The organism is Gordonia sihwensis, from assembly GCF_029632925.1.
GTDB classification, from domain to species: domain Bacteria; phylum Actinomycetota; class Actinomycetes; order Mycobacteriales; family Mycobacteriaceae; genus Gordonia; species Gordonia sihwensis.
Window position 1 is genome coordinate 3,071,887 of record NZ_CP121248.1, and the last position, 22,730, is coordinate 3,094,616.

General features: G+C 67.2%; 31 protein-coding genes and 1 pseudogene. 7 read left to right on the plus strand and 25 right to left on the minus strand.

Features of this window, described 5'->3' with window-relative positions; all coding sequences use genetic code 11:
* Positions 1 to 70 precede the first annotated feature (70 nt).
* On the minus strand, positions 71 to 1,585 hold the full coding sequence (locus tag P5P27_RS14785; protein ID WP_375004089.1) for an APC family permease: 1,515 nt from the start codon (positions 1,583 to 1,585) through the stop codon (positions 71 to 73).
* Positions 1,586 to 1,835: 250 nt separating this feature from the next.
* Positions 1,836 to 2,762, minus strand: coding sequence for a cation diffusion facilitator family transporter (locus P5P27_RS14790; protein ID WP_278124711.1), 927 nt, complete (start codon positions 2,760 to 2,762; stop codon positions 1,836 to 1,838).
* A gap of 181 nt (positions 2,763 to 2,943) precedes the next feature.
* Between P5P27_RS14790 and P5P27_RS14795 the strand changes: the two genes are divergently transcribed.
* Together P5P27_RS14795 and P5P27_RS14800 are read left to right on the plus strand one after the other, a co-directional pair.
* Positions 2,944 to 4,086, plus strand: coding sequence for an LLM class flavin-dependent oxidoreductase (locus tag P5P27_RS14795; protein ID WP_278124713.1), 1,143 nt, complete (start codon positions 2,944 to 2,946; stop codon positions 4,084 to 4,086).
* 1 nt (position 4,087) lies between these two features.
* Positions 4,088 to 4,744 (plus strand): CE1759 family FMN reductase, encoded by a 657-nt coding sequence (locus tag P5P27_RS14800; RefSeq protein WP_278124715.1) that lies wholly within the window; start codon positions 4,088 to 4,090, stop codon positions 4,742 to 4,744.
* A gap of 76 nt (positions 4,745 to 4,820) precedes the next feature.
* Here P5P27_RS14800 and P5P27_RS14805 read toward each other — a convergent pair whose 3' ends face one another.
* The 6 genes from P5P27_RS14805 to P5P27_RS14830 form a co-directional block, all read right to left on the minus strand.
* Entirely contained in the window at positions 4,821 to 5,117 is a 297-nt protein-coding gene (locus P5P27_RS14805) for a WXG100 family type VII secretion target (protein ID WP_278124718.1), read from the minus strand.
* A 111-nt stretch (positions 5,118 to 5,228) separates the two neighbouring features.
* Positions 5,229 to 5,540 carry a WXG100 family type VII secretion target gene (locus P5P27_RS14810; RefSeq protein ID WP_006895571.1) on the minus strand — a complete coding sequence of 104 codons (312 nt, stop codon included), beginning with the start codon at positions 5,538 to 5,540 and terminating at the stop codon, positions 5,229 to 5,231.
* 39 nt (positions 5,541 to 5,579) lie between these two features.
* Entirely contained in the window at positions 5,580 to 6,968 is a 1,389-nt protein-coding gene (locus tag P5P27_RS14815; RefSeq protein WP_278124722.1) for a hypothetical protein, read from the minus strand.
* Positions 6,965 to 7,267, minus strand: coding sequence for a hypothetical protein (locus P5P27_RS14820; RefSeq protein WP_278124724.1), 303 nt, complete (start codon positions 7,265 to 7,267; stop codon positions 6,965 to 6,967). The genes P5P27_RS14815 and P5P27_RS14820 overlap by 4 nt, the downstream gene beginning before the upstream one ends.
* Positions 7,268 to 7,298: 31 nt before the next feature.
* Entirely contained in the window at positions 7,299 to 7,664 is a 366-nt protein-coding gene (locus P5P27_RS14825) for a YbaB/EbfC family nucleoid-associated protein (RefSeq protein ID WP_006895574.1), read from the minus strand.
* Positions 7,661 to 7,888 (minus strand): hypothetical protein, encoded by a 228-nt coding sequence (locus P5P27_RS14830; protein ID WP_231650027.1) that lies wholly within the window; start codon positions 7,886 to 7,888, stop codon positions 7,661 to 7,663. Before P5P27_RS14830 ends, P5P27_RS14825 begins: the two co-directional genes overlap by 4 nt.
* A gap of 243 nt (positions 7,889 to 8,131) precedes the next feature.
* On the opposite strand from P5P27_RS14830, the gene P5P27_RS14835 reads away from it, so the two are divergent.
* Positions 8,132 to 9,358 carry a MinD/ParA family ATP-binding protein gene (locus P5P27_RS14835; protein ID WP_278124727.1) on the plus strand — a complete coding sequence of 409 codons (1,227 nt, stop codon included), beginning with the start codon at positions 8,132 to 8,134 and terminating at the stop codon, positions 9,356 to 9,358.
* Positions 9,359 to 9,374: 16 nt separating this feature from the next.
* Here the strand turns inward: P5P27_RS14835 and truA are convergent, their stop codons facing one another.
* The 8 genes and pseudogenes from truA to infA form a co-directional block, all read right to left on the minus strand.
* Positions 9,375 to 10,262, minus strand: a complete 888-nt coding sequence (gene truA, locus P5P27_RS14840; protein ID WP_278124729.1) for a tRNA pseudouridine(38-40) synthase TruA — start codon at positions 10,260 to 10,262, stop codon at positions 9,375 to 9,377.
* Positions 10,263 to 10,322: 60 nt separating this feature from the next.
* A pseudogene (gene rplQ / locus P5P27_RS14845) lies at positions 10,323 to 10,811 on the minus strand (50S ribosomal protein L17); the annotation flags it as partial.
* Positions 10,812 to 10,891: 80 nt separating this feature from the next.
* Complete coding sequence (locus P5P27_RS14850) at positions 10,892 to 11,944, minus strand: DNA-directed RNA polymerase subunit alpha (RefSeq protein WP_006895579.1); 1,053 nt, start codon at positions 11,942 to 11,944, stop codon at positions 10,892 to 10,894.
* A gap of 98 nt (positions 11,945 to 12,042) precedes the next feature.
* Positions 12,043 to 12,648 (minus strand): 30S ribosomal protein S4, encoded by a 606-nt coding sequence (gene rpsD / locus P5P27_RS14855; protein WP_006895580.1) that lies wholly within the window; start codon positions 12,646 to 12,648, stop codon positions 12,043 to 12,045.
* A gap of 34 nt (positions 12,649 to 12,682) precedes the next feature.
* Positions 12,683 to 13,090: a 30S ribosomal protein S11 gene (gene rpsK, locus P5P27_RS14860; RefSeq protein ID WP_006895581.1), complete on the minus strand. Its 408-nt coding sequence runs from the start codon at positions 13,088 to 13,090 to the stop codon at positions 12,683 to 12,685.
* On the minus strand, positions 13,090 to 13,458 hold the full coding sequence (gene rpsM, locus P5P27_RS14865) for a 30S ribosomal protein S13 (protein ID WP_006895582.1): 369 nt from the start codon (positions 13,456 to 13,458) through the stop codon (positions 13,090 to 13,092). Before rpsM ends, rpsK begins: the two co-directional genes overlap by 1 nt.
* 171 nt (positions 13,459 to 13,629) lie before the next feature.
* Entirely contained in the window at positions 13,630 to 13,743 is a 114-nt protein-coding gene (gene rpmJ / locus P5P27_RS14870) for a 50S ribosomal protein L36 (protein WP_009679193.1), read from the minus strand.
* A gap of 107 nt (positions 13,744 to 13,850) precedes the next feature.
* Positions 13,851 to 14,072 (minus strand): translation initiation factor IF-1, encoded by a 222-nt coding sequence (infA, locus tag P5P27_RS14875; protein ID WP_005187701.1) that lies wholly within the window; start codon positions 14,070 to 14,072, stop codon positions 13,851 to 13,853.
* A 204-nt stretch (positions 14,073 to 14,276) separates the two neighbouring features.
* Between infA and P5P27_RS14880 the strand changes: the two genes are divergently transcribed.
* The 4 genes from P5P27_RS14880 (at position 14,277) to P5P27_RS14895 (ending at position 16,623) form a co-directional block, all read left to right on the plus strand.
* A complete protein-coding gene (locus P5P27_RS14880) occupies positions 14,277 to 14,678 on the plus strand; it encodes a phage holin family protein (protein ID WP_045537174.1) in 402 nt (133 codons plus the stop codon).
* The gene (locus P5P27_RS14885; protein WP_222111249.1) at positions 14,675 to 14,839 is read left to right on the plus strand and encodes a hypothetical protein; all 165 of its coding nucleotides are present in this window, start codon (positions 14,675 to 14,677) and stop codon (positions 14,837 to 14,839) included. The genes P5P27_RS14880 and P5P27_RS14885 overlap by 4 nt, the downstream gene beginning before the upstream one ends.
* Before the next feature lies 1 nt (position 14,840).
* Positions 14,841 to 15,293: a D-aminoacyl-tRNA deacylase gene (gene dtd, locus P5P27_RS14890; RefSeq protein WP_006895584.1), complete on the plus strand. Its 453-nt coding sequence runs from the start codon at positions 14,841 to 14,843 to the stop codon at positions 15,291 to 15,293.
* A gap of 64 nt (positions 15,294 to 15,357) precedes the next feature.
* Positions 15,358 to 16,623, plus strand: coding sequence for a glycosyltransferase 87 family protein (locus P5P27_RS14895; protein ID WP_222111248.1), 1,266 nt, complete (start codon positions 15,358 to 15,360; stop codon positions 16,621 to 16,623).
* A 173-nt stretch (positions 16,624 to 16,796) separates the two neighbouring features.
* On the opposite strand, the gene map is transcribed toward P5P27_RS14895, so the two are convergent.
* The 9 genes from map to rpsH form a co-directional block, all read right to left on the minus strand.
* The gene (map, locus tag P5P27_RS14900; protein ID WP_222111247.1) at positions 16,797 to 17,591 is read right to left on the minus strand and encodes a type I methionyl aminopeptidase; all 795 of its coding nucleotides are present in this window, start codon (positions 17,589 to 17,591) and stop codon (positions 16,797 to 16,799) included.
* Between the two features lie 7 nt (positions 17,592 to 17,598).
* Positions 17,599 to 18,147, minus strand: a complete 549-nt coding sequence (locus tag P5P27_RS14905) for an adenylate kinase (RefSeq protein WP_006895587.1) — start codon at positions 18,145 to 18,147, stop codon at positions 17,599 to 17,601.
* On the minus strand, positions 18,144 to 19,475 hold the full coding sequence (gene secY / locus P5P27_RS14910; RefSeq protein WP_006895588.1) for a preprotein translocase subunit SecY: 1,332 nt from the start codon (positions 19,473 to 19,475) through the stop codon (positions 18,144 to 18,146). The genes P5P27_RS14905 and secY overlap by 4 nt, the downstream gene beginning before the upstream one ends.
* A gap of 215 nt (positions 19,476 to 19,690) precedes the next feature.
* Positions 19,691 to 20,131 carry a 50S ribosomal protein L15 gene (gene rplO, locus P5P27_RS14915; RefSeq protein WP_006895589.1) on the minus strand — a complete coding sequence of 147 codons (441 nt, stop codon included), beginning with the start codon at positions 20,129 to 20,131 and terminating at the stop codon, positions 19,691 to 19,693.
* 2 nt (positions 20,132 to 20,133) lie between these two features.
* Entirely contained in the window at positions 20,134 to 20,313 is a 180-nt protein-coding gene (gene rpmD / locus P5P27_RS14920; protein ID WP_006895590.1) for a 50S ribosomal protein L30, read from the minus strand.
* 3 nt (positions 20,314 to 20,316) lie between these two features.
* Complete coding sequence (gene rpsE / locus P5P27_RS14925; RefSeq protein WP_006895591.1) at positions 20,317 to 20,961, minus strand: 30S ribosomal protein S5; 645 nt, start codon at positions 20,959 to 20,961, stop codon at positions 20,317 to 20,319.
* 37 nt (positions 20,962 to 20,998) lie between these two features.
* Positions 20,999 to 21,397, minus strand: a complete 399-nt coding sequence (gene rplR / locus P5P27_RS14930; RefSeq protein ID WP_006895592.1) for a 50S ribosomal protein L18 — start codon at positions 21,395 to 21,397, stop codon at positions 20,999 to 21,001.
* A gap of 3 nt (positions 21,398 to 21,400) precedes the next feature.
* Positions 21,401 to 21,937: a 50S ribosomal protein L6 gene (gene rplF, locus P5P27_RS14935; protein WP_045537169.1), complete on the minus strand. Its 537-nt coding sequence runs from the start codon at positions 21,935 to 21,937 to the stop codon at positions 21,401 to 21,403.
* A gap of 13 nt (positions 21,938 to 21,950) precedes the next feature.
* Positions 21,951 to 22,349 (minus strand): 30S ribosomal protein S8, encoded by a 399-nt coding sequence (gene rpsH, locus P5P27_RS14940; protein ID WP_006895594.1) that lies wholly within the window; start codon positions 22,347 to 22,349, stop codon positions 21,951 to 21,953.
* Between the last annotated feature and the right edge of the window lie 381 nt (positions 22,350 to 22,730).

Consider the following 22,730-nt stretch of genomic DNA (forward strand, 5'->3'; position numbering starts at 1 on the left):
GTGAACGACGGTACCGGCCGCCGATTCGGCGGCCGGTACCAGTGCCCTAGGTCCTTCTACGCTATCGCGCTCACGCACTGCCGGTCGGACCACCGTCCGGCCGGTCGGCCGAATCAGTGGTGACGGTGTCGTAGGAGGGCAGTTCTTTGCGCTCACGCATACCGAGCACGGAGTGCTTGGCACCGTAGGTCAGGTACACGACGATGCCGATCATCATCCAGACGACGAATCGCAACCAGGTCTCGATCGACAGGTTGATCATCAGCCAGAAGCAGGCGATGACCGCCAGGATCGGCACCAGCGGTACGAACGGCACGGAGAAGCCGCGCTTGAGATCCGGCCGGGTGCGACGCAGCACCACGACACCGACGCACACCAGGACGAACGCGAACAGGGTACCGATGTTGACCATCTCTTCGAGCGTGCCCATCGGGAAGAAGAAGGCGAGCGCGCCGGAGACCACGCCGACGATCAGGGTGATGCGCACCGGCGTGCCGCGGCTGCCGGTCTTGGCCAGTCCGCGCGGGAGCAGTCCGTCGCGGGCCATGGCGAAACCGACTCGGGTCTGTCCGAGGAGCATCACCATCACGACTGTCGTCAGACCCGCCAGCGCACCGATGTTGATCGCCCACTGCGCCCAGGTGATGCCGTGCGCCTCGAAGGCCGTGGCGAGCGTCGACGATTCGACCGTCCCGTTCGGCAGCTTCTTATCCGCGAGGTCGGTGTACGGAACCATTCCGGTGAGCACCAGCGAGACGCCGACGTAAAGGATCGTGACGATGGCCAGCGATCCCAGGATGCCGCGCGGCAGCGACTTCTGCGGGTCCTTGGTCTCCTCCGCGGTGGTCGCGACGACGTCGAAGCCGATGAACGCGAAGAACACGAGCGACGCCGCGGCGAGCAGTCCGTACCAGCCGTACTGGCTGCCGGTGGCACCGGTGGCCCACGAGAAGAGCGTCTGATGGATTCCCGTCCCGGTCGATTCGCCCGGCTTGGCCGGCGGCACGTACGGGGAGTAGTTCTTGCCGGTGATGTAGAAGGCGCCCACGATGATCACGAGCAGCACCACGGCCACCTTGATCGCGGTGATGATCACCGAGACCCGGGACGACAGCTTGGTACCGAGCACCAGCAGGGTGATGAGCACCGCGATCAGCACCGCCGCACCCCAGTCGTAGGTGTGCCCGCCGATGACGAAGACGTTGTTGCCCGCACCGATCACGTTGCCGAGGTACGACGACCAGCCCTTCGCCACGACGGAGGCAGCGAGCGCGAATTCCAGGATGAGGTCCCAACCGATGATCCAGGCGACGAATTCACCGAAGGTCGCATAGGAGAACGTGTAGGCCGATCCCGCCACCGGGACCGTGGAGGCGAACTCCGCGTAGCAGAGAGCTGCCAGACCGCAGGCGATCGCGGCGAGGACGAAGGCCAGAGACACCGAGGGGCCCGCGACGTTGCCGGCCGTCCGTGCGGTGAGGGTGAAGATGCCGGCGCCGACGACCACGGCGACGCCGAAGACTGTCAGGTCCCAGGCCGTCAGGTCCTTCCGGAGCTTGGTTTCGGGCTCGTCGGTGTCGGCCATCGATTGCTCGACCGATTTCACACGACCGAAGAAAGTGGTCACGTAGGTTCTCCTTGCTGATTCGCGGGGTTTCCGCTGCGGGATGAACGGTCGGGGCGTGGTGCCTGCGCCAGGGTGTGCGCCCTCGTCGAGTAGCCCTGTGGCCTCGCCCGAGCTGACACCATCGATGTGATCCCCTCCACATTCATTGCGGTTTCAGAGGCTAGCGCATCGACGCGTTCCCGTAGGCCGCATCCAGGTCAGGAGTTGGTCACGAAGCGTTCTCACCCCTGTCGATGTCCGGTTCGAGGTAAATCACCCGGGCCTGCGGCACCGCGGCCCGCACCCGGGCCTCCGCCCCGTCGATCGCCCGAGCGATCTCGACGGCCCCCAGACCCGGCGCGATCGCGATCTTCGCCGCCACCAGGAGTTCCTCGGGTCCGAGGTACTGCGTCTTCATATGGATGACGCGATCGACGTCCTGCCCCGGGATCACCGAACGCAGCGTCGCCGACTCGGCCTCGGTCGCGCCCTCGCCGATCAGCAGGCTCTTCATCTCGACGATCAGGACGATCGCGATCAGGCCGAGCAGTACGCCGATCGAGAGGGTGCCGATGCCGTCCCAGATCGCATCACCGGTGATCATCGTCAGCCCGACGCCCGCGAGCGCCAGCACCAGACCGATCAGCGCGCCGCTGTCCTCGAGCAGGACCACCGGCAGTTCGGGATTGCGCGAGGTGCGGATGAACTGCCACCAGGACGCCCCGCCCTTGAGTGGCCTGGACTCCTTCCGGGCGGTGTGGAAGCTGTAGCCCTCGAGGCAGATCGCGACCAGGAGGATCACCACCGCGACCAGTGGTGAGTCGAGCCCGTGATCGCCCGCGTGGCGGATCTTCTCGACGCCTTCGTAGAGCGCGAACATCGAGCCGAGGGTGAAGATCACGAGCGCGACGATGAACGAGTAGAAGTACCTGCTGCGGCCGTACCCGAACGGATGCAGTTCGTCGGCCTTGCGCGCCGCGCTCTTCTGGCCGAGCAGAAGCAGGCCCTGGTTCGACGTGTCGGCGACGGAGTGGACGCCTTCGGCGAGCATCGATGAGGAACCGGTGATCGCGAAGCCGACGAACTTGGCCGCGGCGATTCCCGCGTTGGCGGCCAGGGCGGCGACGATCGCGCGTGTCGACCCTTCTGCGGACATGGAGGACCTTCCGTCTGTGCACGTGGTGTCGGCCGGGCGGCCGCACAGGAAGACTAATCGGTGGCGGCGGGCCCGACCGTCCAGCGGCACGCGGAACGAGGGCCGGGAATTAACCGGACCACGGTCCGGTTACTCTGTGTGAAAGCCGCGGCGAGCGGACCCACCAGGAAGGAAGCGTTCGATGCAGTTCGGAATCTTCAGCGTCGGTGACGTGACCACCGACCCCACCACCGGCACCACGGTCAGCGAACACGAGCGGATTCAGGCGATGACCGCGATCGCTCTGAAGGCCGAGGAGGTCGGTCTGGACGTGTTCGCCACGGGTGAGCACCACAACCCGCCCTTCGTCCCCAGTTCGCCGACCACCATGCTCGGCTGGATAGCGGCTCGCACCGAGAAACTGCGGCTGTCGACCGCGACCACGCTCATCACCACGAACGACCCGGTCAAGATCGCCGAGGACTTCGCGATGCTTCAGCACCTGTCCGGAGGCCGGGCGGACCTGACACTCGGTCGCGGCAACACCGGTCCGGTGTACCCGTGGTTCGGCAAGGACATCCGGCAGGGCATCCCCCTCGCCGTCGAGAACTATCACCTCCTCCGGCGCCTGTGGCGGGAGAAGAACATCGACTGGGAGGGCCGGTTCCGGACGCCGCTGCAGGGCTACACCTCCACACCCGCTCCCCTCGACGACACTCCGCCGTTCGTATGGCACGGCTCCACCCGCTCCCCGGAGATCGCCGAGCAGGCCGCGTTCTACGGCGACGGCTTCTTCCACAACAACATCTTCTGGAACAAGGAGCACACCGAGCAGATGGTGAACCTGTACCGTCGCCGTTTCGAGCACTACGGCCACGGTTCCGCCGATCAGGCCATCGTCGGTCTCGGCGGTCAGGTCTTCATGGCGGACACCGAGAACGAGGCCAAGCGCCGGTTCCGTCCCTACTTCGACAACGCGCCCGTGTACGGCCACGGTCCGTCGCTCGAAGACTTCACCGACATGACCCCGCTGACCGTCGGCACGCCGGAGATGGTGATCGACAAGACCCTCTCATTCGCCGACTACGCGGGCGACTACCAGCGGCAGCTGTTCCTCGTCGACCACGCCGGACTTCCCCTGCCGCAGGTGCTCGAGCAGATCGAGATCCTGGGCACTCAGGTGGTGCCGGTCCTGCGTGCGGAATTCGACCGCCGCCGACCCGCCCACGTGCCCTCCGATCCGCCCACCCACGAGTCTTTGGTGGCCGCCGGCCCGGGCTCACCGCACCGCCGGGTCGCTCCGGCCGCATCCGTCGCGACCGCGGCGGCGAAGGGAGAGAACTGAGATGGCGCGACGTCTCCTCGTGATCAGCGCCGGCGTCTCGACGCCGTCGTCCACGCGGCTCCTGGCCGACCAGATCGCCGACGCCGTCACCGCGGGAGTGACCGCCCGGGGCGAGAGCGTCGACGTGCGGGTTCTGGAGCTGGCGCCGCTCGCCGCCGGTCTGGCCACCACGGTGACGACCGGTGTCGCGACAGCGGAGGTCAGCGCCGCCCGTGACGAGGTAGCCGCCGCCGACGGCATCGTCGCCGTGACCCCGGTCTTCACCGCCTCCTACAGCGGACTGTTCAAGATGTTCTTCGACGTGCTCGACCCCGACGCGATGACCGGCGTCCCGGTTCTGGTGGCGGCAACGGCGGGCACTCCGCGGCACAGTCTGGTCCTCGATCACGCCGTGCGCCCGCTGATGAGCTACCTGCGGGCCGACACGGTGCCGACCGCGGTCTTCGCCGCCACCGAGGACTTCGGCAGCAGCGAGCTCGGCGACCGAGTCCGCCGCGCCGCCGGCGAGCTGGCACAGCGGCTCGTCGGTGCGTCCGCGGTCGCCGGATTCGGCGGCCCCACCGACCTCGAGACCCGGCCGCGTCGATCGGCGGGGGCGAACGACCTCGGCGAGGTGACTCCCTTCGCCGAGCTGTTGCGAGGCCACACCGGAGACTGACCGATCAGGCACCGTCCTCGCTCGGTGTGCGCCCCGAGTGGCAGCCGATGCGACTGCCGCCCGGGGCGACCGTGTCTCACACCGCGAAGGTCTTGCCCACCCGGACGTCGGTCTCCCGCATGTGCGTGGCGGCCTTCTCGACTCCCGTGCCGAGCGAGTCGAGCCGAGCGCGCGCGTCGGCGAAGATCCGATCCCAGTTGCCCTGCGCCTGCTGGTACGACGCGGCGCCTCCCGAGTCCCAGTGCGCGGCGAGCGCCGTCACCTGGCGCTTGAGCTGACCCGACAGCTCTTCCAACCGCTGAAACTGTCCACGCAAGTCGCCCGAAAGCGTTCCGAGACTTGCGAAGTCGTACCGAATGAGTCCGTTGCTCATGTCATCCCCCTGTGAGTGTGTTGAATCGGATGTGTCAGTCGAAGATGTGCGCGTCGAGCTCGTGCGTCTGCGACGAGCGAGCCGCGCCACCGCTCCCCCGCGGCGGCCCCGCTACAACGACAGATGTCCCTGCAGGCCGGTGAGCTGGCCCGCCACCGTCACGTCTTCGTCGTCGTAACCGCGGAAGCCGGCGGTCAGCTTCGACTCGATCTCGTCCAGCGCGCCCTGCAGTTTGGTCGCGACCCCGTGCCAATCGGTATGCGTGGTCTCGAACGCGGTGGACGCCTTGCCGTCCCAGCCCGACTTGCCGTTCACCGCCGACTTCTGGATCTGGCCGACGATGCGCTGCATCTCGTCCACCACTCCTTTGATCGACGCCGCCGAGGCCTGTCCGGCGGCGACGTCGAGTTTGAGAGCCTGCATGTCGCAGTCCTTTCCTTGGTGTTCTTCTCGATCCCCGGATCACACCGATCCGGCGAGCTTCTGGCCGCCCAGTCCCAACTCCAGCGCCACGTCGAAGTCAAGCGACTCCGCGGTCATGGCCGTGAGCCAGTCCCGGTCCACCGCCTCGCTGCTAGCGGGCTCAGGCGCTACGGCGGCGGGCACGATCCGCGGTCCGTCCGCGGACTGACGTGCCGTGGCCGGCACGACCGGTGCCAGCGGCACGGCGGGCGCCGCCGCCGAGTCCGTTGACACAGTCGCCTGCGCTGCCCCGACCACCGCGGCGTTGGTGGTCATGGGCCGATCGGCCAGCGACACCGGTTCCGCGGCGACCGAGGCGGTCATCGCACTCACAGCGGCGCCGGGAACGGAGGCTGCCGGTCTGACCGCCGGTCCACCGGCACCCGCGCCTCCGACCGCCGGCGCGCCAGCACCGGATGATCCGGCCGACGCTGCCCCGGGCGTCGCCGGTCCGCGGTCGCAGGCCGACGGACAGGGTGCGGGCACGGCAGCGGGGGTTCCGAGCGCATCCCGGTGGTTCGGGTTCGGAGCCGGGACCTCCGGTGCACCGTCCGACCCCGTACCCGCCAAGAGCTTCGTAGCGAGCGTCGTTCCCGCCTGGACCATCGGGAGCGCCGACTCCAGCAGTTTCGCCGCCACCGCGAATCCGTCGCCGCCCGGCCCCGGCACCGCGGTGACCGGTATCGGCCTGCCGTTCGCCGCCATGTGCGCCGTGGGACCGGCCAGCTGAGTGCGAGTGGACGCGACCACCGAGAGCCCCTCTGCCAGCCCCTCCGCCGCGATCCCGAGCGCTGCGAGCTGCCCGGGCGGGGTCGCCAGCGTCGGCAGTGCGGCGGCGAGCGCCCCTGCCGTCTTCACCACTACTCCCTGCAGTTGAGTCAGACCGGCGGCCACCACCGCTGCCGCGGCCTGCAGATCGGCAGAGATCGCCGCTCCCTGCGTCGCCAGCATGCCGGACTCCGACGCCGACCGCGACGCAGCCGTGACCGCCGATGTCGCAGCCTGTCCCACCCATCCGCCATCCACCGAACTGGCAGCGTTGAGCAGCAGCGTCACGCCGCCGTCGAGCAGGCCGGCGAGATCGTTGTGGGCGGCTGCGGGGTTCCCGATTCCGCCGAGCCTTCCGGTACCGAATGTCGCGAGCAGATCGGTGATCGGCTTCAGCAACATCGCCGGATCGATCGCGGGCAGTACCGGCAACTCGGGAAGGCTCGCCGGCAGGTGCACGTTCAACGGTGCCTGAACCGGCGCGATCCCGAATCTCGCGAGCACGTCCCCCACGTCCCCCGCGCCGCAGTCCGCCGCGGTGGCCACCTCGGGGCTCCCGCACGTGTGGGCATCCGGTCCGGACGCCGGCCCCGCATCGTCGGAGGTTCGGTGCCGGCTCACACTCGGACCCCGCAGGCACCGGTGCCGTCGGCGTCGGAGAACGAGGCGATTCCGGCCGACACCGCGGCTGCGGTCGCCGCATGCGCGGCGGCGAGAAGCCCGACTCCGCGGAGGTGATTGGCCTGTGCCACCGAGTAGGCGGCGGCGAACTCCTGCCCGATCAGACCGAATACCGCCGTCACTGCGGCCCCCACCGCCGCCGTGTCGAACGCTCCGGCAGTGGCCGTCGCCGTTCCCAGCGCCGCCGATGTGGCGCCGAACGTCTGCACCGCTTCCGGGTGCACCATCGTCTCGTTCACGTCTCCCCCTGATGCTTGAAGAATCGAGCCCTCATGTAATTGGACGCACCGGATCCCGGTTCGGTTCCACCGCCGCGCCGGAGTCGTCGACTCCGGTCAGTGCGGCGAACTCGCCGCAGAACGACTGCATGATCTCGCTGCGCTCGGCGAAGGCATCCGTCGCGGCGCGCACTGCCGCACCCACGATCTCCTCCGACAGTCGTGCGCCCTTTCCGCCGCCGGCGCCGGCGGCGATCTCCAACTCGATGAGGGCTCCGTTGCCGTTCACCGTCACGCGCACGCGACCGTCGTCGCCGACTCCGGTCGCGCGCAGTTGCTGCAGTCTCCGGTGCACGTCCTCCAGCGCCCCCAGCTGCCGCTGCGCCCGATCGGCGACGGCGTCCATCTCGGGGTTCACCGATTCCGTCCTGCACTCGAGGCATCCGCTGCCGCCTCGGCGTTCACCAGCTCCTTGCGCGACGGCAGCCCGAGCAGATCGAGTGCCTCCTCATCGACACCGCGCCCCCGCAACCGGTGCCTGGCCTGCACTCCCGCTGTCGTGCTCGCGAGGGTGCACAGCGCCATGATCTCGCGCGCCAGTGCCGCCGGAGACCGCCGCATCGCCCGAGACGAAATAGTCATCCCCACCGGCAGTCCCGCGGCCGTGCACGTGACGGAGATGGTCCCGGATCTCGATGCGACAGTGGTCAGCCCCGCCGGTTCCGTGTCGGAATCCTGATGTCGATTCTCTTCTGCCATGTGACTTAGACGCACGTGACTCGTTTTCGGTTCCATCGATTCGAACGCGGGCGTGTCTGGGTCGGCGACGTCTAACGTTCCACCCCGACCGCAGCATCGTCGCTGCGAGCGACCCGAGGGGGACACATGACACCATCAGAAGTCCAGATGAGCGACACTCCGCCCTGGCTCGACCATCAGCCGCACGAACCGCGGCCGGACATCGATCTGTCCGCGATCATCGGTCTCTCGCCGCCCGTCTCCGCAGAGCACGCCTCCGCAGAGCCCGATGAGGCTGCACCGCTGCGCGCCGCACCGGAGATCGACGCGACGGTCCATCCCGCACCGATGCCGTATCCGGTGCCACCGGCACCCGCGCCGCTCGGGCCGCCCGTCAGCGGGTTCGTCCCGGCCGCACCGGCCGCACCGCTCCCGCCCGCCGGTCCAGCCCTGGATCAAGTCGCGATCCTGCGCAAGGCACGGCGTGCCCCGGTGCGCGGATGGCGGCGCGCCGTGCACGCGGTGACCGCCGGGTTGGTGAACCCTGGCGAGTCGCCCGCCGAAATCGAGTACCAGCAGCTGCTGGAACGACTCCGGCGCCCGATTCGCGGCGACTACCGTATCGCGGTGCTGTCGTTGAAGGGCGGCGTGGGCAAGACCACCACGACGATCGGACTCGGTTCCACGTTCGCATCGCTCCGCGGCGACCGGGTGATCGCGGTGGACGCCAATCCGGATCTCGGAACCCTCGCGCAGCGCATTCCGCAGCAGACCGCCTCCACGGTCCGCGACCTGCTCGCCGACACCGCGGTGCACCGGTACTCCGATGTCCGGGCGCACACCTCGCAAGCCCCCAGCCGGCTCGAAGTGCTGGCCTCAGAACGCGACCCCGCTGCCGCCGAGGCGTTCAGCGAACGGGAGTACCGCGGCGTCGTCGACATTCTCCAGCGCTTCTACAACGTGATCCTCACCGATTGCGGCACCGGAATGAGCGCCGACGCCATGCGCGGCGTCCTCGACACCGCCGACGCTCTGGTCCTGGTCTCCTCTCCCGCACTCGACGGAGCACGCAGCGCCGGTTCCACGCTGGACTGGCTGGCCGGACACGGCTACGGCCACCTCATCCCGCACAGCGTGGTGGTGCTCAGCTCATCCCGACCGGGTTCGTCGACCATCGACGTCGACCAGCTCGTACAACACTTCCTGACCCGCTGCCGGGCGGTACACACCATCGGATTCGACGATCACCTCGCCGAAGGCGCCGACATCGATCTGGAACTCCTCAGCAAGTCCACCCGCCGGTCGTTCGTCGAACTGGCCGCCACCATCGCCGACGACTTCGCCAATCCCCCGCGGCGCGGAACCGGCGGGTGACCGAGGGCGCGGCGGACTACTCCACGACCGGACCCGCACACCCGAGATCACCGGCGTCGCGGACGTCCCGCGTCCGTTCGTTGCGCGCCGCCCACTCCTCGGGCGGCGGGTAGCTCACGCTCGTCAGGCACAGGCCACGGGCCTGCGCCACGGGCACCTGCGCGGAGCGTGCGCGCTCAGACAACAGCCCGGCACACCAGTCGACGCCGCGGCGACCGTCGCCGACCGAGGCCACCGCGCCCACGAGGGACCGGACCATCGACCAGCAGAAGGCGTCGGCCACCACGGTGCCGACCAGCACGTCGCCGTCTCGCCGCCAACTGAAGCGCTGGAGATCGCGGATGGTGGTGGAGCCCGGCCGGTAGCGGCAGAAGGCCGCGAAGTCGTTGAGCCCGACCAGAGCCGCCGAGGCCGCGTTCATGGCCTCGACGTCCAGGGGCCGGGTCCAATCGGCGGTGGTGCGGGCGAGGGTCGGCTCGGCGCCCCACGCGGCGTCGGTGAGCCGGTATTCGTACGTGCGCGCCAGTGCGGAGAAACGCGCATCGAAGTCTGCGGAAACGGTCTCGATCCGCTTCACCCGCACATCGTCCGGGAGCATCTTGGCGAGCCTGCGAACCAGTCGCGACGGGTCCCCGTCGATGGACCTGGTCTGCAACGACGCGACGGGGACGTCGCAGTGCGCCACCTGCCCGGCGGCGTGGACACCGGCGTCGGTCCGGCCCGCGACAGTCAGCCGAATCGGCGCGCGGAGCACGGTGCTCAGCGTCTGCTCGAGACTCTCGCAGACCGTCCGTCGACCGGGCTGCGTGGCCCAGCCGGAGAAGTCGGTGCCGTCGTAGCCGATCAGCAGCCGAAGACGACACAGCCCGTCCCCATCGATGATGGGGACGGGCTGTGTCGTCATGGAGTGTCACCTCTCGCTCGGCGGCGACCGTCAGGTCACCGGCGAGCGAAGCGGCTACTGGTCCTGTGCCTCGTCGGCAGCGGCCTCGTCGGCCGGAGCCTCGTCAGCGGCTTCTGCCGGAGCAGCCTCCTCGGCCGCCTTGGCCTTGGACGCGGCGGCGCGGGTGGCACGGTTGGCCTCCGACGACGCCGTCTTCTCCTGCACCAGCTCGATCACGGCCATCGGGGCGTTGTCGCCCTTGCGCGGCAGCGTCTTGATGATGCGGGTGTATCCGCCGTTGCGCTCCGCGAAGTGCGGGCCGATCTCGGCGAACAGGGTGTGAACGACATCCTTGTCGCGGATGTCCTTCATGACCTCGCGACGGTTGGCCAGCTGGCCGGCCTTCGCGTGGGTGATCAGCTTCTCGGCGTACGGACGCAGCCGCTTCGCCTTGGCTTCGGTGGTGGTGATTCGGCCGTGCTCGAAGAGAGCCGTGGCGAGGTTCGCCAGGATCGCCTTCTGGTGGCTGGCCGACCCGCCGAGGCGGGCACCCTTGGTGGGCTTGGGCATGTCTTTCTCCTAGGAGCGACTCACGATCTCGCGACCGGAAGTCCGTTGGTCTGGAAAAACCAGGTGGTTCTTTGCGAGCCCTACAGCTGCTCGGTCTCGGCGTAATCCTCGCCACCGTCGTCGCCGAACGACGCATCATCGGACCAGGTGCCGGTGGCCGGGTCGTAGCCGGCGACCTGCGACGGGTCGAAGCTCGCCGGGCTGTCCTTGAGGGCCAGACCCAGGCTGTGCAGCTTCACCTTGACCTCGTCGATCGACTTCTGGCCGAAGTTGCGGATGTCGAGCAGATCCGACTCGGTGCGCGCAACCAGCTCGCCGACGGTGTGGACACCCTCGCGCTTGAGGCAGTTGTACGAACGGACGGTCAGCTCGAGATCCTCGATCGGCAGGCTGAACGCGGCGATGTGATCCGCCTCCTGCGGCGACGGGCCGATCTCGATGCCCTCGGCCTCGACGTTGAGCTCCCGAGCCAGGCCGAAGAGCTCGACCAGGGTCTTGCCGGCCGACGCCAGGGCGTCACGCGCGGTCATGGAGTTCTTGGTCTCCACGTCGAGCACCAGCCGATCGAAGTCGGTGCGCTGCTCGACACGGGTGGCCTCGACCTTGTAGGTCACCTTCAGGACCGGCGAGTAGATCGAGTCGACCGGGATGCGGCCGATCTCGGCGCCGGTGGCCTTGTTCTGCACGGCCGGCACGTAACCGCGGCCCCGCTCGACGACCAGCTCGATCTCGAGCTTGCCCTTGTCGTTGAGGGTCGCGATGTGCAGGTCCGGGTTGTGCACGGTGACGCCGGCGGGCGGAACGATGTCCGCACCGGTCACGGTGCCCGGGCCCTGCTTACGGACGTACATGGTGACCGGCTCGTCCTCTTCGGAGCTCACGACCAGTCCCTTGAGGTTCAGGATGATGTTGGTGACATCCTCCTTCACGCCGGGAACGGTGGTGAACTCGTGCAGGACACCGTCGATGCGGATGCTGGTGACCGCCGCGCCCGGGATGGACGACAGCAGCGTGCGCCGCAGCGAGTTGCCCAAGGTGTAGCCGAAGCCCGGCTCGAGGGGTTCGATGGTGAACTTCGAGCGGTTCTCGGCGATGACCTCTTCGGACAGAGTGGGTCGCTGTGAGATGAGCATGTGGTGGGATTCTCCTTCGGCCGCCCACTATTTGACGGCGTCGAGGTGGACCGGGCAGCTGATGCTGCTCAGTAGGTTTCGCGAAAGCTCGGGTGAGACTACTTGGAGTAGTACTCGACGATGAGCTGCTCGGTGAGCGGAACCTCGATCTGTGCGCGCTCGGGCAGCGAGTGCACGAGGATGCGCAGAGTCGACGGAACCACCTGCAGCCAGGCCGGGGTCGGACGATCGCCCAGGGTCTCCTTGGCGATCTGGAACGGCGTGGTCTGCAGCGACTTCGGACGGACGTCGATGATGTCGTACTGGCTGACGCGGTAGCTGGGCACGTCCACGCGAACACCGTTCACGGTGAAGTGGCCGTGGCTGACCATCTGGCGGGCCTGACGACGAGTCCGGGCCAGTCCGGCGCGGTACACGACATTGTCCAGACGCGACTCGAGGATCTGCAGCAGCACGTCGCCGGTCTTGCCCGAGCGACGGTTGGCTTCCTCGTAGTAGCGCCGGAACTGCTTCTCCATGACGCCGTAGGTGAAGCGGGCCTTCTGCTTCTCCTGCAGCTGGAGCAGGTACTCGGTCTCCTTGATCCGCGCGCGACCGTGCTGGCCGGGCGGGTACGGGCGACGCTCGTACGCCTGGTCTCCGCCGATCAGATCGACGCGAAGACGACGGGACTTCTTGGTTGCGGGGCCGGTATAGCGAGCCATGTTCTACTTCCTTCTGTCTCTATTCCGGGTCCCGCTAGACCCGGCGCCGCTTGGGCGGACGGCAGCCGTTGTGCGGCTGCGGGGTCACATCGGAAATGGTGCCGACCTCGAGGCCGGCGGCCTGCAGCGACCGGATGGCGGTCTCGCGACCCGAACCCGGTCCCTTGACGAACACATCGACCTTCTTGACACCGTTCTCCTGCGCCTTGCGGGCAGCGTTCTCGGCAGCGAGCTGCGCGGCGAACGGGGTGCTCTTACGCGAGCCCTTGAAGCCGACGTGGCCGGAGCTGGCCCAGCTGATCACGTTGCCCTCGGGGTCGGTGATCGAGACGATGGTGTTGTTGAACGTCGACTTGATGTGGGCGTGGCCCAGCGGAACGTTCTTCTTGTCGCGACGACGGGTGCCCTTCTTCGGGCCTGCGCTACGTGACTTGGGGGGCATTACTTCTTCTTCCCGGCGATGGTCTTCTTCGGGCCCTTACGAGTACGGGCATTGGTCTTGGTGCGCTGACCGTGGACCGGCAGGCCGCGACGGTGGCGCAGACCCTGGTAGCAGCCGATCTCGATCTTGCGACGGATGTCGGCCTGCACCTCGCGGCGCAGGTCACCCTCGACCTTGACCGAGGACTCGATGTACTCGCGGAGCTTCGCGACGTCTGCGTCGGTCAGGTCCTTGGCGCGCAGATCGGCCGAGAGGCCGGTGGCGGCGAGGATTTCCTTCGAGGTGGTGCGACCCACCCCGTAGATGTAGGTGAGCGCGATCTCCAGCCGCTTCTCGCGGGGGAGATCCACACCTGCAACACGTGCCATGTGGCGATTCCTTACATATTCAGAGGTCTGCTCCCAGCCCGCCCCGGACTCTGCGCCGGGCCCCGGCCTCTGCACCGGGGGTCGGCATCCGCGCGTCTGCGAATGCTGGTTCTGGGAGTTCTTCGATAACGATGTTCAGTTATGTGTCTTCAAGCGACCTGAAGAAGCTGATCAGCCCTGACGCTGCTTGTGACGCAGGTTGTCGCAGATCACCATGACCCGACCGTTACGGCGGATCACCTTGCACTTCTCGCAGATCGGCTTGACGCTCGGCTTGACCTTCACGTCAGCTTCTCCCTTTGTTCTCCTGTGGCGTGCCGCCGTAGGACTCGGCAGCACGGTGTCCGGGCACCACGAAGCGACGCATCGCTCCGGCACCGCCCGTACGAGGGTTACTTGTACCGGTAGACGATGCGTCCGCGGCCGAGGTCGTAGGGCGAGAGCTCCACGACGACTCGATCCTCAGGCAGGATGCGGATGTAATGCTGCCGCATCTTGCCACTGATGTGGGCGAGGACCTTGTGTCCGTTCTCCAGCTCAATGCGGAACATCGCATTGGGCAGGGGCTCGACTACGCGTCCCTCGACCTCAATGGCCCCATCTTTCTTCGCCATATCCTCCGCGATTCTCCGGCGACCGGCCTTACCGTGTCCGCCGACTCCAGCTTCGTCTATCCGCTACGGTGGCGTTATCGAACGGTCACCCCGGTCCGGTGCTGTGAGGCACCGGGCGTGGGCATGCGTGACCGCACGACGCACCGACGATCGAGTCTACGCCAGTTGCGGCGTTCGTTCCAAACGGCGTGCCACACTGGAGGCATGCGTGCATTCCTCATCCGCAGCGCCCTGACCGGCGTGGCCCTGTGGATCGCCACCCTCATCGTTCCCGGCGTCCACTTCGAGTTCGGCGACATCGAGTCGTGGTGGGCGAAGGTCGGCATCGTCTTCTTCGTCGCGGTGGTCTTCGGACTCGTGAACGGTTTCATCAAGCCGATCATCCAGATCCTCTCGATTCCGCTGTACATCCTCACGCTCGGCCTCATCCACATCATCATCAACGCGTTGATGCTGGAGATCACAAGCTGGCTGACCCACAACGTCTTCCACCACGGTCTCGTGGTGGACAGCTTCTTCTGGGCGGCGATCTTCGGCGCGATCGTCGTCTCGGTGGTCGGATGGCTGACGGCCATGGTGATGCGCGACAGCGTCGAGAATCTGTGAGTGAGCGCCGCACCGTGGCGGTCTGCGGCCTCGGTGAGACGTCCGCGCGCTGCCATGGACTGCGGATCGACCTCGGTGTCGCGGTGATGGGAGCCTCGGCAGGCGCCGGGGGCCAACGGCGGGTCGGCGCATCGGTGTCCGGCGTGTACGAGTTGCTCTGACATGCGGGCCGTGATCCAGCGCGTCAGTTCCGCGTCCGTCACCGTCGACGGAGAGACCGTCGGCGCCCTCGACCTGTCCGGCGGGGCACTCGGTCTGGTCGCACTGGTCGGCGTCACCCACGACGACGACCGGGCCGCCGCGGCCAAGCTCGCCGACAAGATCTGGCGTCTGCGGATCCTCGACGGAGGTGACGACCGCCGCGAGGCCTCGGCGGCGGATCTGAACGCCCCGATCCTGGTGATCAGCCAGTTCACGCTGTACGGGAACACCGACAAGGGCCGGCGACCGTCGTGGAGTGCGGCCGCCCCGGGTCCGGTCGCCGAACCACTGGTCGACGAGGTGGTCGACGCCCTGCGCGCGCTCGGCGCGACCGTCGAGACCGGACGCTTCGGCGCACACATGCACGTCGATCTGGTCAACGACGGCCCGGTGACGCTGATCCTCGACGTCTAGATCGGCGACACCGCCCGCCGCCTCGGCTCGATCCACTCCCCCGCGGCGCTGATACGCTGACGCGGTGCCGAACCCGCTGAGCCGAACGATCACCGCCCGGCACGGTCGCCTTCTCGGCCTGGCAGTGGCGCTTCTCGCGCTGAGCACGGTCATCGGCATTCGCTGGCAGAGCTACCTGGATCTGCACGTGTACCGGATGGGCGCACGGCTGTGGCTCGACGGTCAGTCGTTGTACGGCCCCACGCCTCTGGTGGACGGGCACGCCCTGCCGTTCACCTATCCGCCGCTGGCGGCGATCGTCTTCAGTCCGCTCGCGATGCTGCCGACGTCCGCTGCGGACGCCGTGATGTTCGCGCTGACTCTCGCGGCGGTCGCACTGACGCTCTGGTTGGTCCTGGCTCGGCTCGCACCGAAGCTGGACCGCATCGACCGCGCCACACTGGTGATCGGCGCAACCGCGATCGCCGAGTTCGTCGAACCGGTCAGGCAGACCTTGAGCTACGGACAGATCAACGCCGTCCTGATGGCGCTGATCGCCTTCGACGTCCTCTGCCGGAATCCGAAGTGGCCCCGCGGGCTCCTCATCGGCATCGCGGTGTCGATCAAACTCACGCCGGCAGGCTTCCTGCTCTACTTCCTCCTTCGCCGCGACTGGCGCGGGGCGGCGACGATGGTCGCGGGGACGGTCGGCGCCGTCGCCGTCGCCTGGCTCGTGATGCCCGCCGATTCGGCGAAGTACTGGTTTCACACTCTCGGCGAGACCGAACGCATCGGCGCGGCCTATTACGCGGGTAATCAGTCGATCAAGGGCGCAGTGTTCCGGTTCGGCATGAGCGACAGTGTCTCGACCGCCGCGTGGCTCGTCCTGTCGGTCGTCGCCGTCGTGCTCGCCGCGGTCTGGATGAGCCGCCTCCTGGCGGCCGGGCAGCAGGCCACCGCGCTGCTGGTCAACGCCGCAGCGGTACTGCTCGTGTCCCCGGTGAGCTGGTCGCATCACTGGACCTGGGTGGCGCCGGCGCTTCTGATCGCGGTCTACGCGATCTGGACCAGACGCTTCGGAGGGATGCTCGTGGCCGCCACCGTTCTGGCGGCGGTGATCTTCGCAGTGGGCCCGCACTGGCTCCTGCCGAGCGGTCACGACACCGAACTCGGCTGGAGTTGGTGGCAGAGCATCGTCGGCGACGCGTACGTGTGGTTCACCTTCGTCGTGCTCGCCGTCGGTGCGGCGCGCTGGCGGTCGACCGCATCGGTGGAGGTCTGCGAGGCCGACGCCGGTCGCAGTGGGTGTGACGGGGGTTTCGACTCGCTGCGCTCGCTCAACCAGCGATAAAGACTGCACGCGCTCAACCAGCGATAGGACCGCTCGCTCAACCAGCGATAAATGCCCACCCGCCCGCTGGTTGAGCCGCGAGGCGCCCTGGCGCCGAGCGTGTCGAAACCACTGAGGAGACGACTGTGCCGCCGACCCGGACGGTCGGCGGCACAGTCAGAGATGACTACGCGTCAGGCGGGGCGCGGAGTGAGGATTCGCGGACCGTCCTCGGTGACGGCGACCGTGTGCTCCCAGTGGGCCGACCGTGAGCCGTCGTCGGTGACGACGGTCCAATCGTCCTCGAGCACCGTGGTGTCCGCCGTGCCGAGGGTGAGCATCGGTTCGATCGCCAGAGTCGATCCGACCACGAGCCGCGGCCCGCGATTCGGCTTGCCCTCATTGGGCAGGAACGGGTCCATGTGCATCTCCCGACCGATGCCGTGTCCCCCGTATCCCGCGACGATCCCGAACTCGCGGCCGAATTTCGCGGCCGCCGCGTACGTCCCGTTCTCGATCGCGTGTGAGACGTCGGTGAGGCGGTTGCCGGGGACCATCGCAGCGATCCCCGCCTCCATCGAGAGTCGGGTCGCCTCGCTCAGTTCGGCGTCGGCGTCGGAGAGTTCGCCGATGCCGAACGTCCACGCGGAGTCGCCGTGCCAGCCGTCGAGGATGGCGCCGCAGTCGATCGATACCAGATCACCTTGCTCCAGCACCACGTCCTTGGACGGAATGCCATGCACGACAACCTCGTTGACCGAGCTGCAGATGGAGCCGGGAAAGCCGTGATAGCCCTTGAAGGACGGCACCGCACCGGCTTCGCGGATCACCGATTCGGCGATCTCGTCCAGATCCAGGGTGCTCATCCCCGCGGTGGCCGCGGCCCGGACAGCGACGAGGGCGGCGCCGACCACGGCGCCCGCCGCCTCCATCGCGTCCAGCTCGCCCGCGCTCCGAAACGGAACGGCCTTCGGCTTGCGGAAACCCACCGGTGGATCAGGCCTTGCCGAGAGCCGCGAGCACGCGCTGGTGGACCTCGTCGACCGAGCCCACGGCGTCGATCTCCGTGACCTGACCGGCGTAGTGGTCGAGCAGCGGCGCGGTCTCCGCGTCGTACACGGCCATGCGGTTGCGGATGACCTCTTCGGTGTCGTCGGCGCGACCGCGGGCGAGCATCCGCTCCACCACCACGTCGGTATCGACTTTGAACGACAGCACGCCGTCGAGCTTGGTCGACAGATCGTCGAGGATGCCCTCGAGCGCGACCGCCTGCTCGGTGGAGCGCGGGAAGCCGTCGAGGATGAAGCCCTTGGCCGCATCCGGCTCCGCGACCCGCTCGCGGACCATGTTGATGGTGATCTCCGGCGGGACCAGATTGCCCGCATCCAGGTACTTCTTGGCCTCCACGCCGATCGGGGTGCCCTGCGAGATGTTCGCGCGGAACAGGTCGCCGGTCGAGATGTGCGGAATGCCGAGGGCCTCCGACATCAGTTCGGCCTGTGTGCCTTTGCCCGCTCCGGGCGGTCCGAGGATGACGAGTCTCACTTCAGGAACCCTTCGTACTTGCGTTGCATCAACTGGCTGTTCACTTGCTTGATCGTGTCGAGGCCGACGGCCACGATGATCAGGAGCGCGGTACCGCCGAACGGGATGTTCGAGGCGCTGCCGCCGCCGATGTCCATGAACAGGTTCGGGAGGATCGAGATGATGCCCAGGTACAGCGAGCCGGGCAGCGTGATCCGGCTGAGCACGTAGCTCAGGTAGTCAGCGGTCGGCTGGCCGGGGCGGATGCCCGGGATGAAGCCGCCGTACCGCTTCATGTCGTCGGCTCGTTCTTCTGGGTTGAACGTGACGGCGACGTAGAAGTACGTGAAGAAGATGATCAGCAGGAAGTACGTGACGATGTGGAACCAGCTGGACGGGTTGATCAGGTTGTCCTGAAGCCACAGCTTCCAGCCGGCGGCCTCGCCGTCGTTGCTGTTCGTCAGCTGAATGATCAACTGCGGGATGTACAGCAACGAGGACGCGAAGATCACCGGGATGACGCCCGCGGTGTTGACCTTGATCGGCATGTACGTCGACGAACCGCCGTACATCTTGCGGCCCACCATGCGCTTGGCGTACTGAACCGGCACGCGGCGGGTGCCCTGCTCGATGAACACCACGGCCACCAGGATGAGCACGATCGCCACGCAGACGAGGCCGAAGGCCAGGCCGCCGCGCTGCTGCAGGATGGTCCGGCCCTCAGCCGGGATGCGGGCGGCGATGCCGGTGAAGATCAGCAGCGACATGCCGTTGCCGACACCGCGCTCGGTGATGAGCTCGCCGAACCACATCACCAGACAGGCGCCCGCGGTCATCACCAGGACGATGATCGACAGGCCGAAGACGCTGGTGTCGTTGAGGATTGCGTCTGCGTTGCAGTCGGCCCCGTTCGACGGCAGGAGGTTGCCGGTGGCCGCCAGCGCGACGATGCCCGTCGACTGAAGCAGTGCCAGCGCCACCGTGAGGTAGCGGGTGTACTGCGTCATCTTGGTCTGACCGGACTGGCCTTCTTTTCGCAGCTGCTCGAACCGAGGGATGACGACGGTGAGCAGCTGAACGATGATGCTGGCCGTGATGTACGGCATGATGCCGATCGCGAACACCGACAGCTGCAGCAGTGCGCCGCCGGAGAACATGTTGATCAGCGAGTAGATCTGGCCCGAGTCGCCGCGGCTGGCCGCATCGACACAGCTTTCGATCTCTTTGAAGTCCACGCCGGGCGACGGGAGCGTCGTGCCGAGACGGTACAGGATGAGGATGCCGAGGACATAGAAGATCTTCTTCCTCAGGTCGGGCGTCCTGAAGGTCGCCACGAGGGGGGAAAGCACTAACTCCTCCTATAGCACCGCAGACTCGGTGGGCACGTGCGCCTCATCGTGCATTGGCGGTCGACTCGGAAATGACCGGGGCGTCCTCAGCCGGACGCCCTCGGTGAAACTTTAACAGCCCCAGAACCGCCACCGGTCAGGTGAGCGGCGCAACGACTCAATAGTCGTGCGTCGCAACACCTGACCGGTTCGGCAGTTCTGCATGCGGCGAAGGCTCAGGCCTGCGTCGCGGTGCCGCCGGCAGCGGCGATCTTCTCCTTGGCGGAGCCCGTGAACTTGTCGGCGGTGATGTCGACCTTCACGGTGAGCTCACCGTCGCCCAGAACCTTCACGAGCTGGTTCTTGCGGACGGCGCCCGCGGCGACCAGATCGGCGACGCCGATGGTGCCGCCCTCCGGGAACAGCCGCGAGATGTCGCCGACGTTGACGACCTGGTACTCCACGCGGTTGCGGTTGGTGAAGCCCTTCAGCTTCGGCAGGCGCATGTGAATCGGCATCTGGCCGCCCTCGAAGCGGGCCGGAACGTTCTTGCGCGCCTTGGTGCCCTTGGTGCCGCGACCGGCGGTCTTACCCTTGGAGCCCTCACCGCGACCCACGCGGGTCTTCTCGGTCTTCGCGCCCGGAGCGGGGCGAAGGTGGTGCAGCTTGATGGTCATGACTAAACCTCTTCGACTGTCACGAGGTGACGAACCACGTTGATGAGGCCGCGGTTGATCGGGGTGTCCTCGCGGGTGACCGTCTGGCGGATGCCCTTGAGCCCAAGGGTGCGCAGGCTGTCACGCTGGTTCTTCTTGGTACCGATGGTGCCCTTGATCTGGGTGATCTTCAGCTCAGCCATGGCTTATGCTCCCTTGTTCGCTGCGGCGGCCGCGCGTGCGCGCAGCATGCCGGCGGGGGTGACCTCTTCGACGGTCAGCCCGCGACGAGCAGCGACCTCTTCAGGCTGCTGCAGCATCTTGAGTGCGGCGACCGTGGCGTGGACGACGTTGATCGCGTTGTCCGAGCCGAGGCTCTTCGCGAGAACGTCGGTGACACCGGCGCATTCCAGGACGGCACGCACGGCGCCGCCCGCGATGACACCGGTACCCGAGCTGGCCGGGCGGAGCATCACGACACCGGCTGCGGCCTCACCCTGAACCGGGTGGGTCACGGTGCCCGCGATCAGCGGGACGCGGAAGAAGTTCTTGCGAGCCTCTTCGACGCCCTTCTGGATCGCCGCCGGGACTTCCTTGGCCTTGCCGTAGCCGACACCGACCATGCCCTGGCCGTCGCCGACCACCACGAGAGCGGTGAAGCTGAAGCGACGACCGCCCTTGACGACCTTCGACACGCGGTTGATGGTCACCACGCGCTCGAGGTGGTTCTTCTCCTCGCGCTCGCGGTTGCGGTTGTCGCGACGATCGCCGCGGCCGCGGCGCTCACCGCGGTTGTCGTTGTTGTTGTTTCCGGCGGGTCCGTTGCCGCCATCACGCTGACGTCCGGGCATCAGAGGTCGCCTCCGTTAATCATCTTGGTGGTCATCATCAGAACTGCAGTCCTCCCTCGCGGGCGGCGTCGGCCAGAGCCGCGATGCGGCCGTGGTACGCCTTGCCTCCGCGATCGAAGACGACGGCCTCGATGCCTGCAGCCTTGGCGCGGGCTGCGACGAGCTCGCCGACCTTGGCGGCCTGAGCCGACTTGTCGCCGCCGGCGGCGCGCACGTCAGCCTCGATGCTGCTGGCGGCGGCCAGGGTACGACCGGTCAGATCGTCGATGACCTGGACGTGGATGTGACGGCTGCTGCGCTTGACGGCCATGCGCGGACGCTCGGCGGTGCCGTTGATCTTCTTGCGCAGGCGGAAGTGACGACGGTTGGTCGCGGTGCGACGGCGAGTCGAGACGTCCTTGCCGATGGGCTTGCGAACGGTTGCTGTTTCACTCATGGCTTACTTACCCGTCTTTCCGACCTTGCGGCGGATCTGCTCACCCTCGTAGCGAATGCCCTTGCCCTTGTAGGGGTCCGGACGACGCAGGCGGCGGATGTTCGCCGAGATCTGGCCGACTAGCTGCTTGTCGATTCCCGAGACCGAGAACTTGGTCGGGGACTCCACCGCGAAGGTGATGCCCTCCGGAGCCTCGATCGGCACGGGGTGGCTGTAGCCGAGGGCGAACTCGAGGTCCTTGCCCTTGGCCTGGACGCGGTAACCGACACCGAAGATCTCCATCTTCGTGGTGTAACCCTGGGTCACACCGACGACGAGGTTGTTCAGCAGCGAACGGTTCAGACCGTGCAGGGCACGGTTCTCGCGGTCGTCGTTCGGCCGGGTGACGACGATGGCGTTGTCTTCCTTCGCCACCGCGATCGGCGAGGTGACCGTCAGGCTCAGTTCGCCCTTCGGGCCCTTGACCTTGACGTCCTGGCCGTCGATCGCGACATCGACGCCGGCGGGGATTTCAATGGGATTCTTACCAATACGCGACATTCTCTACGCTCCCCTACCAGACGTAAGCGAGGACTTCGCCGCCCACGCCCTGGTTTGCTGCCTGGCGGTCGGTGAGCAGACCGGACGACGTGGAGATGATGGCCACGCCGAGGCCGCCCAGAACCTTGGGCAGGTTGGTGGACTTTGCGTACACACGCAGACCCGGCTTCGAAACGCGGCGGAGGCCGGCGATGCTGCGCTCGCGGCTGGGGCCGTACTTCAGGGTCACGGTGAGCTTCTTGCCGACCTCGGCGTCTTCGACGCGGTAGTCGGTGATGTAGCCCTCGCGCTTGAGGATCTCGGCGATGTTCACCTTGATCTTCGACGAAGGCAGTGAAACCTCGTCGTGGTACGCCGAATTGGCGTTACGCAGACGCGTCAGAAAGTCTGCGATCGGGTCAGTCATGGTCATGGTTGACCGTCAACCTTTCTCGTAGCGGTTCCCATACAGCGGTGTCACCGGCATCGCTGCCGATCAGCACTGGTGGGCCTTCCACGAAGTGGATAGTTGTGCATTGTTCAACGCCTGAAGATGCCATTGGCTTTTCACCGGCACCGTCAAGCTGTATGAAGTTGTGGGCCCTGGGGGCACACTTCACCCAGGCAACCTGAAACAGTGTAGTGAACGCGCTGGCAGAACCCAAATCGACCGCGGCGGGCCGAGAGCTCATCTCTGGCCCGCGGCGCGCGCATGTCCGGCTAGAGACTTTGGTCCTCATATCACATGGCCGTCGTACCCGGATCGTCCGGCCGTGCGTCGCGAGAATTCGGCGCCCTCCGAATTCGCCCGGCG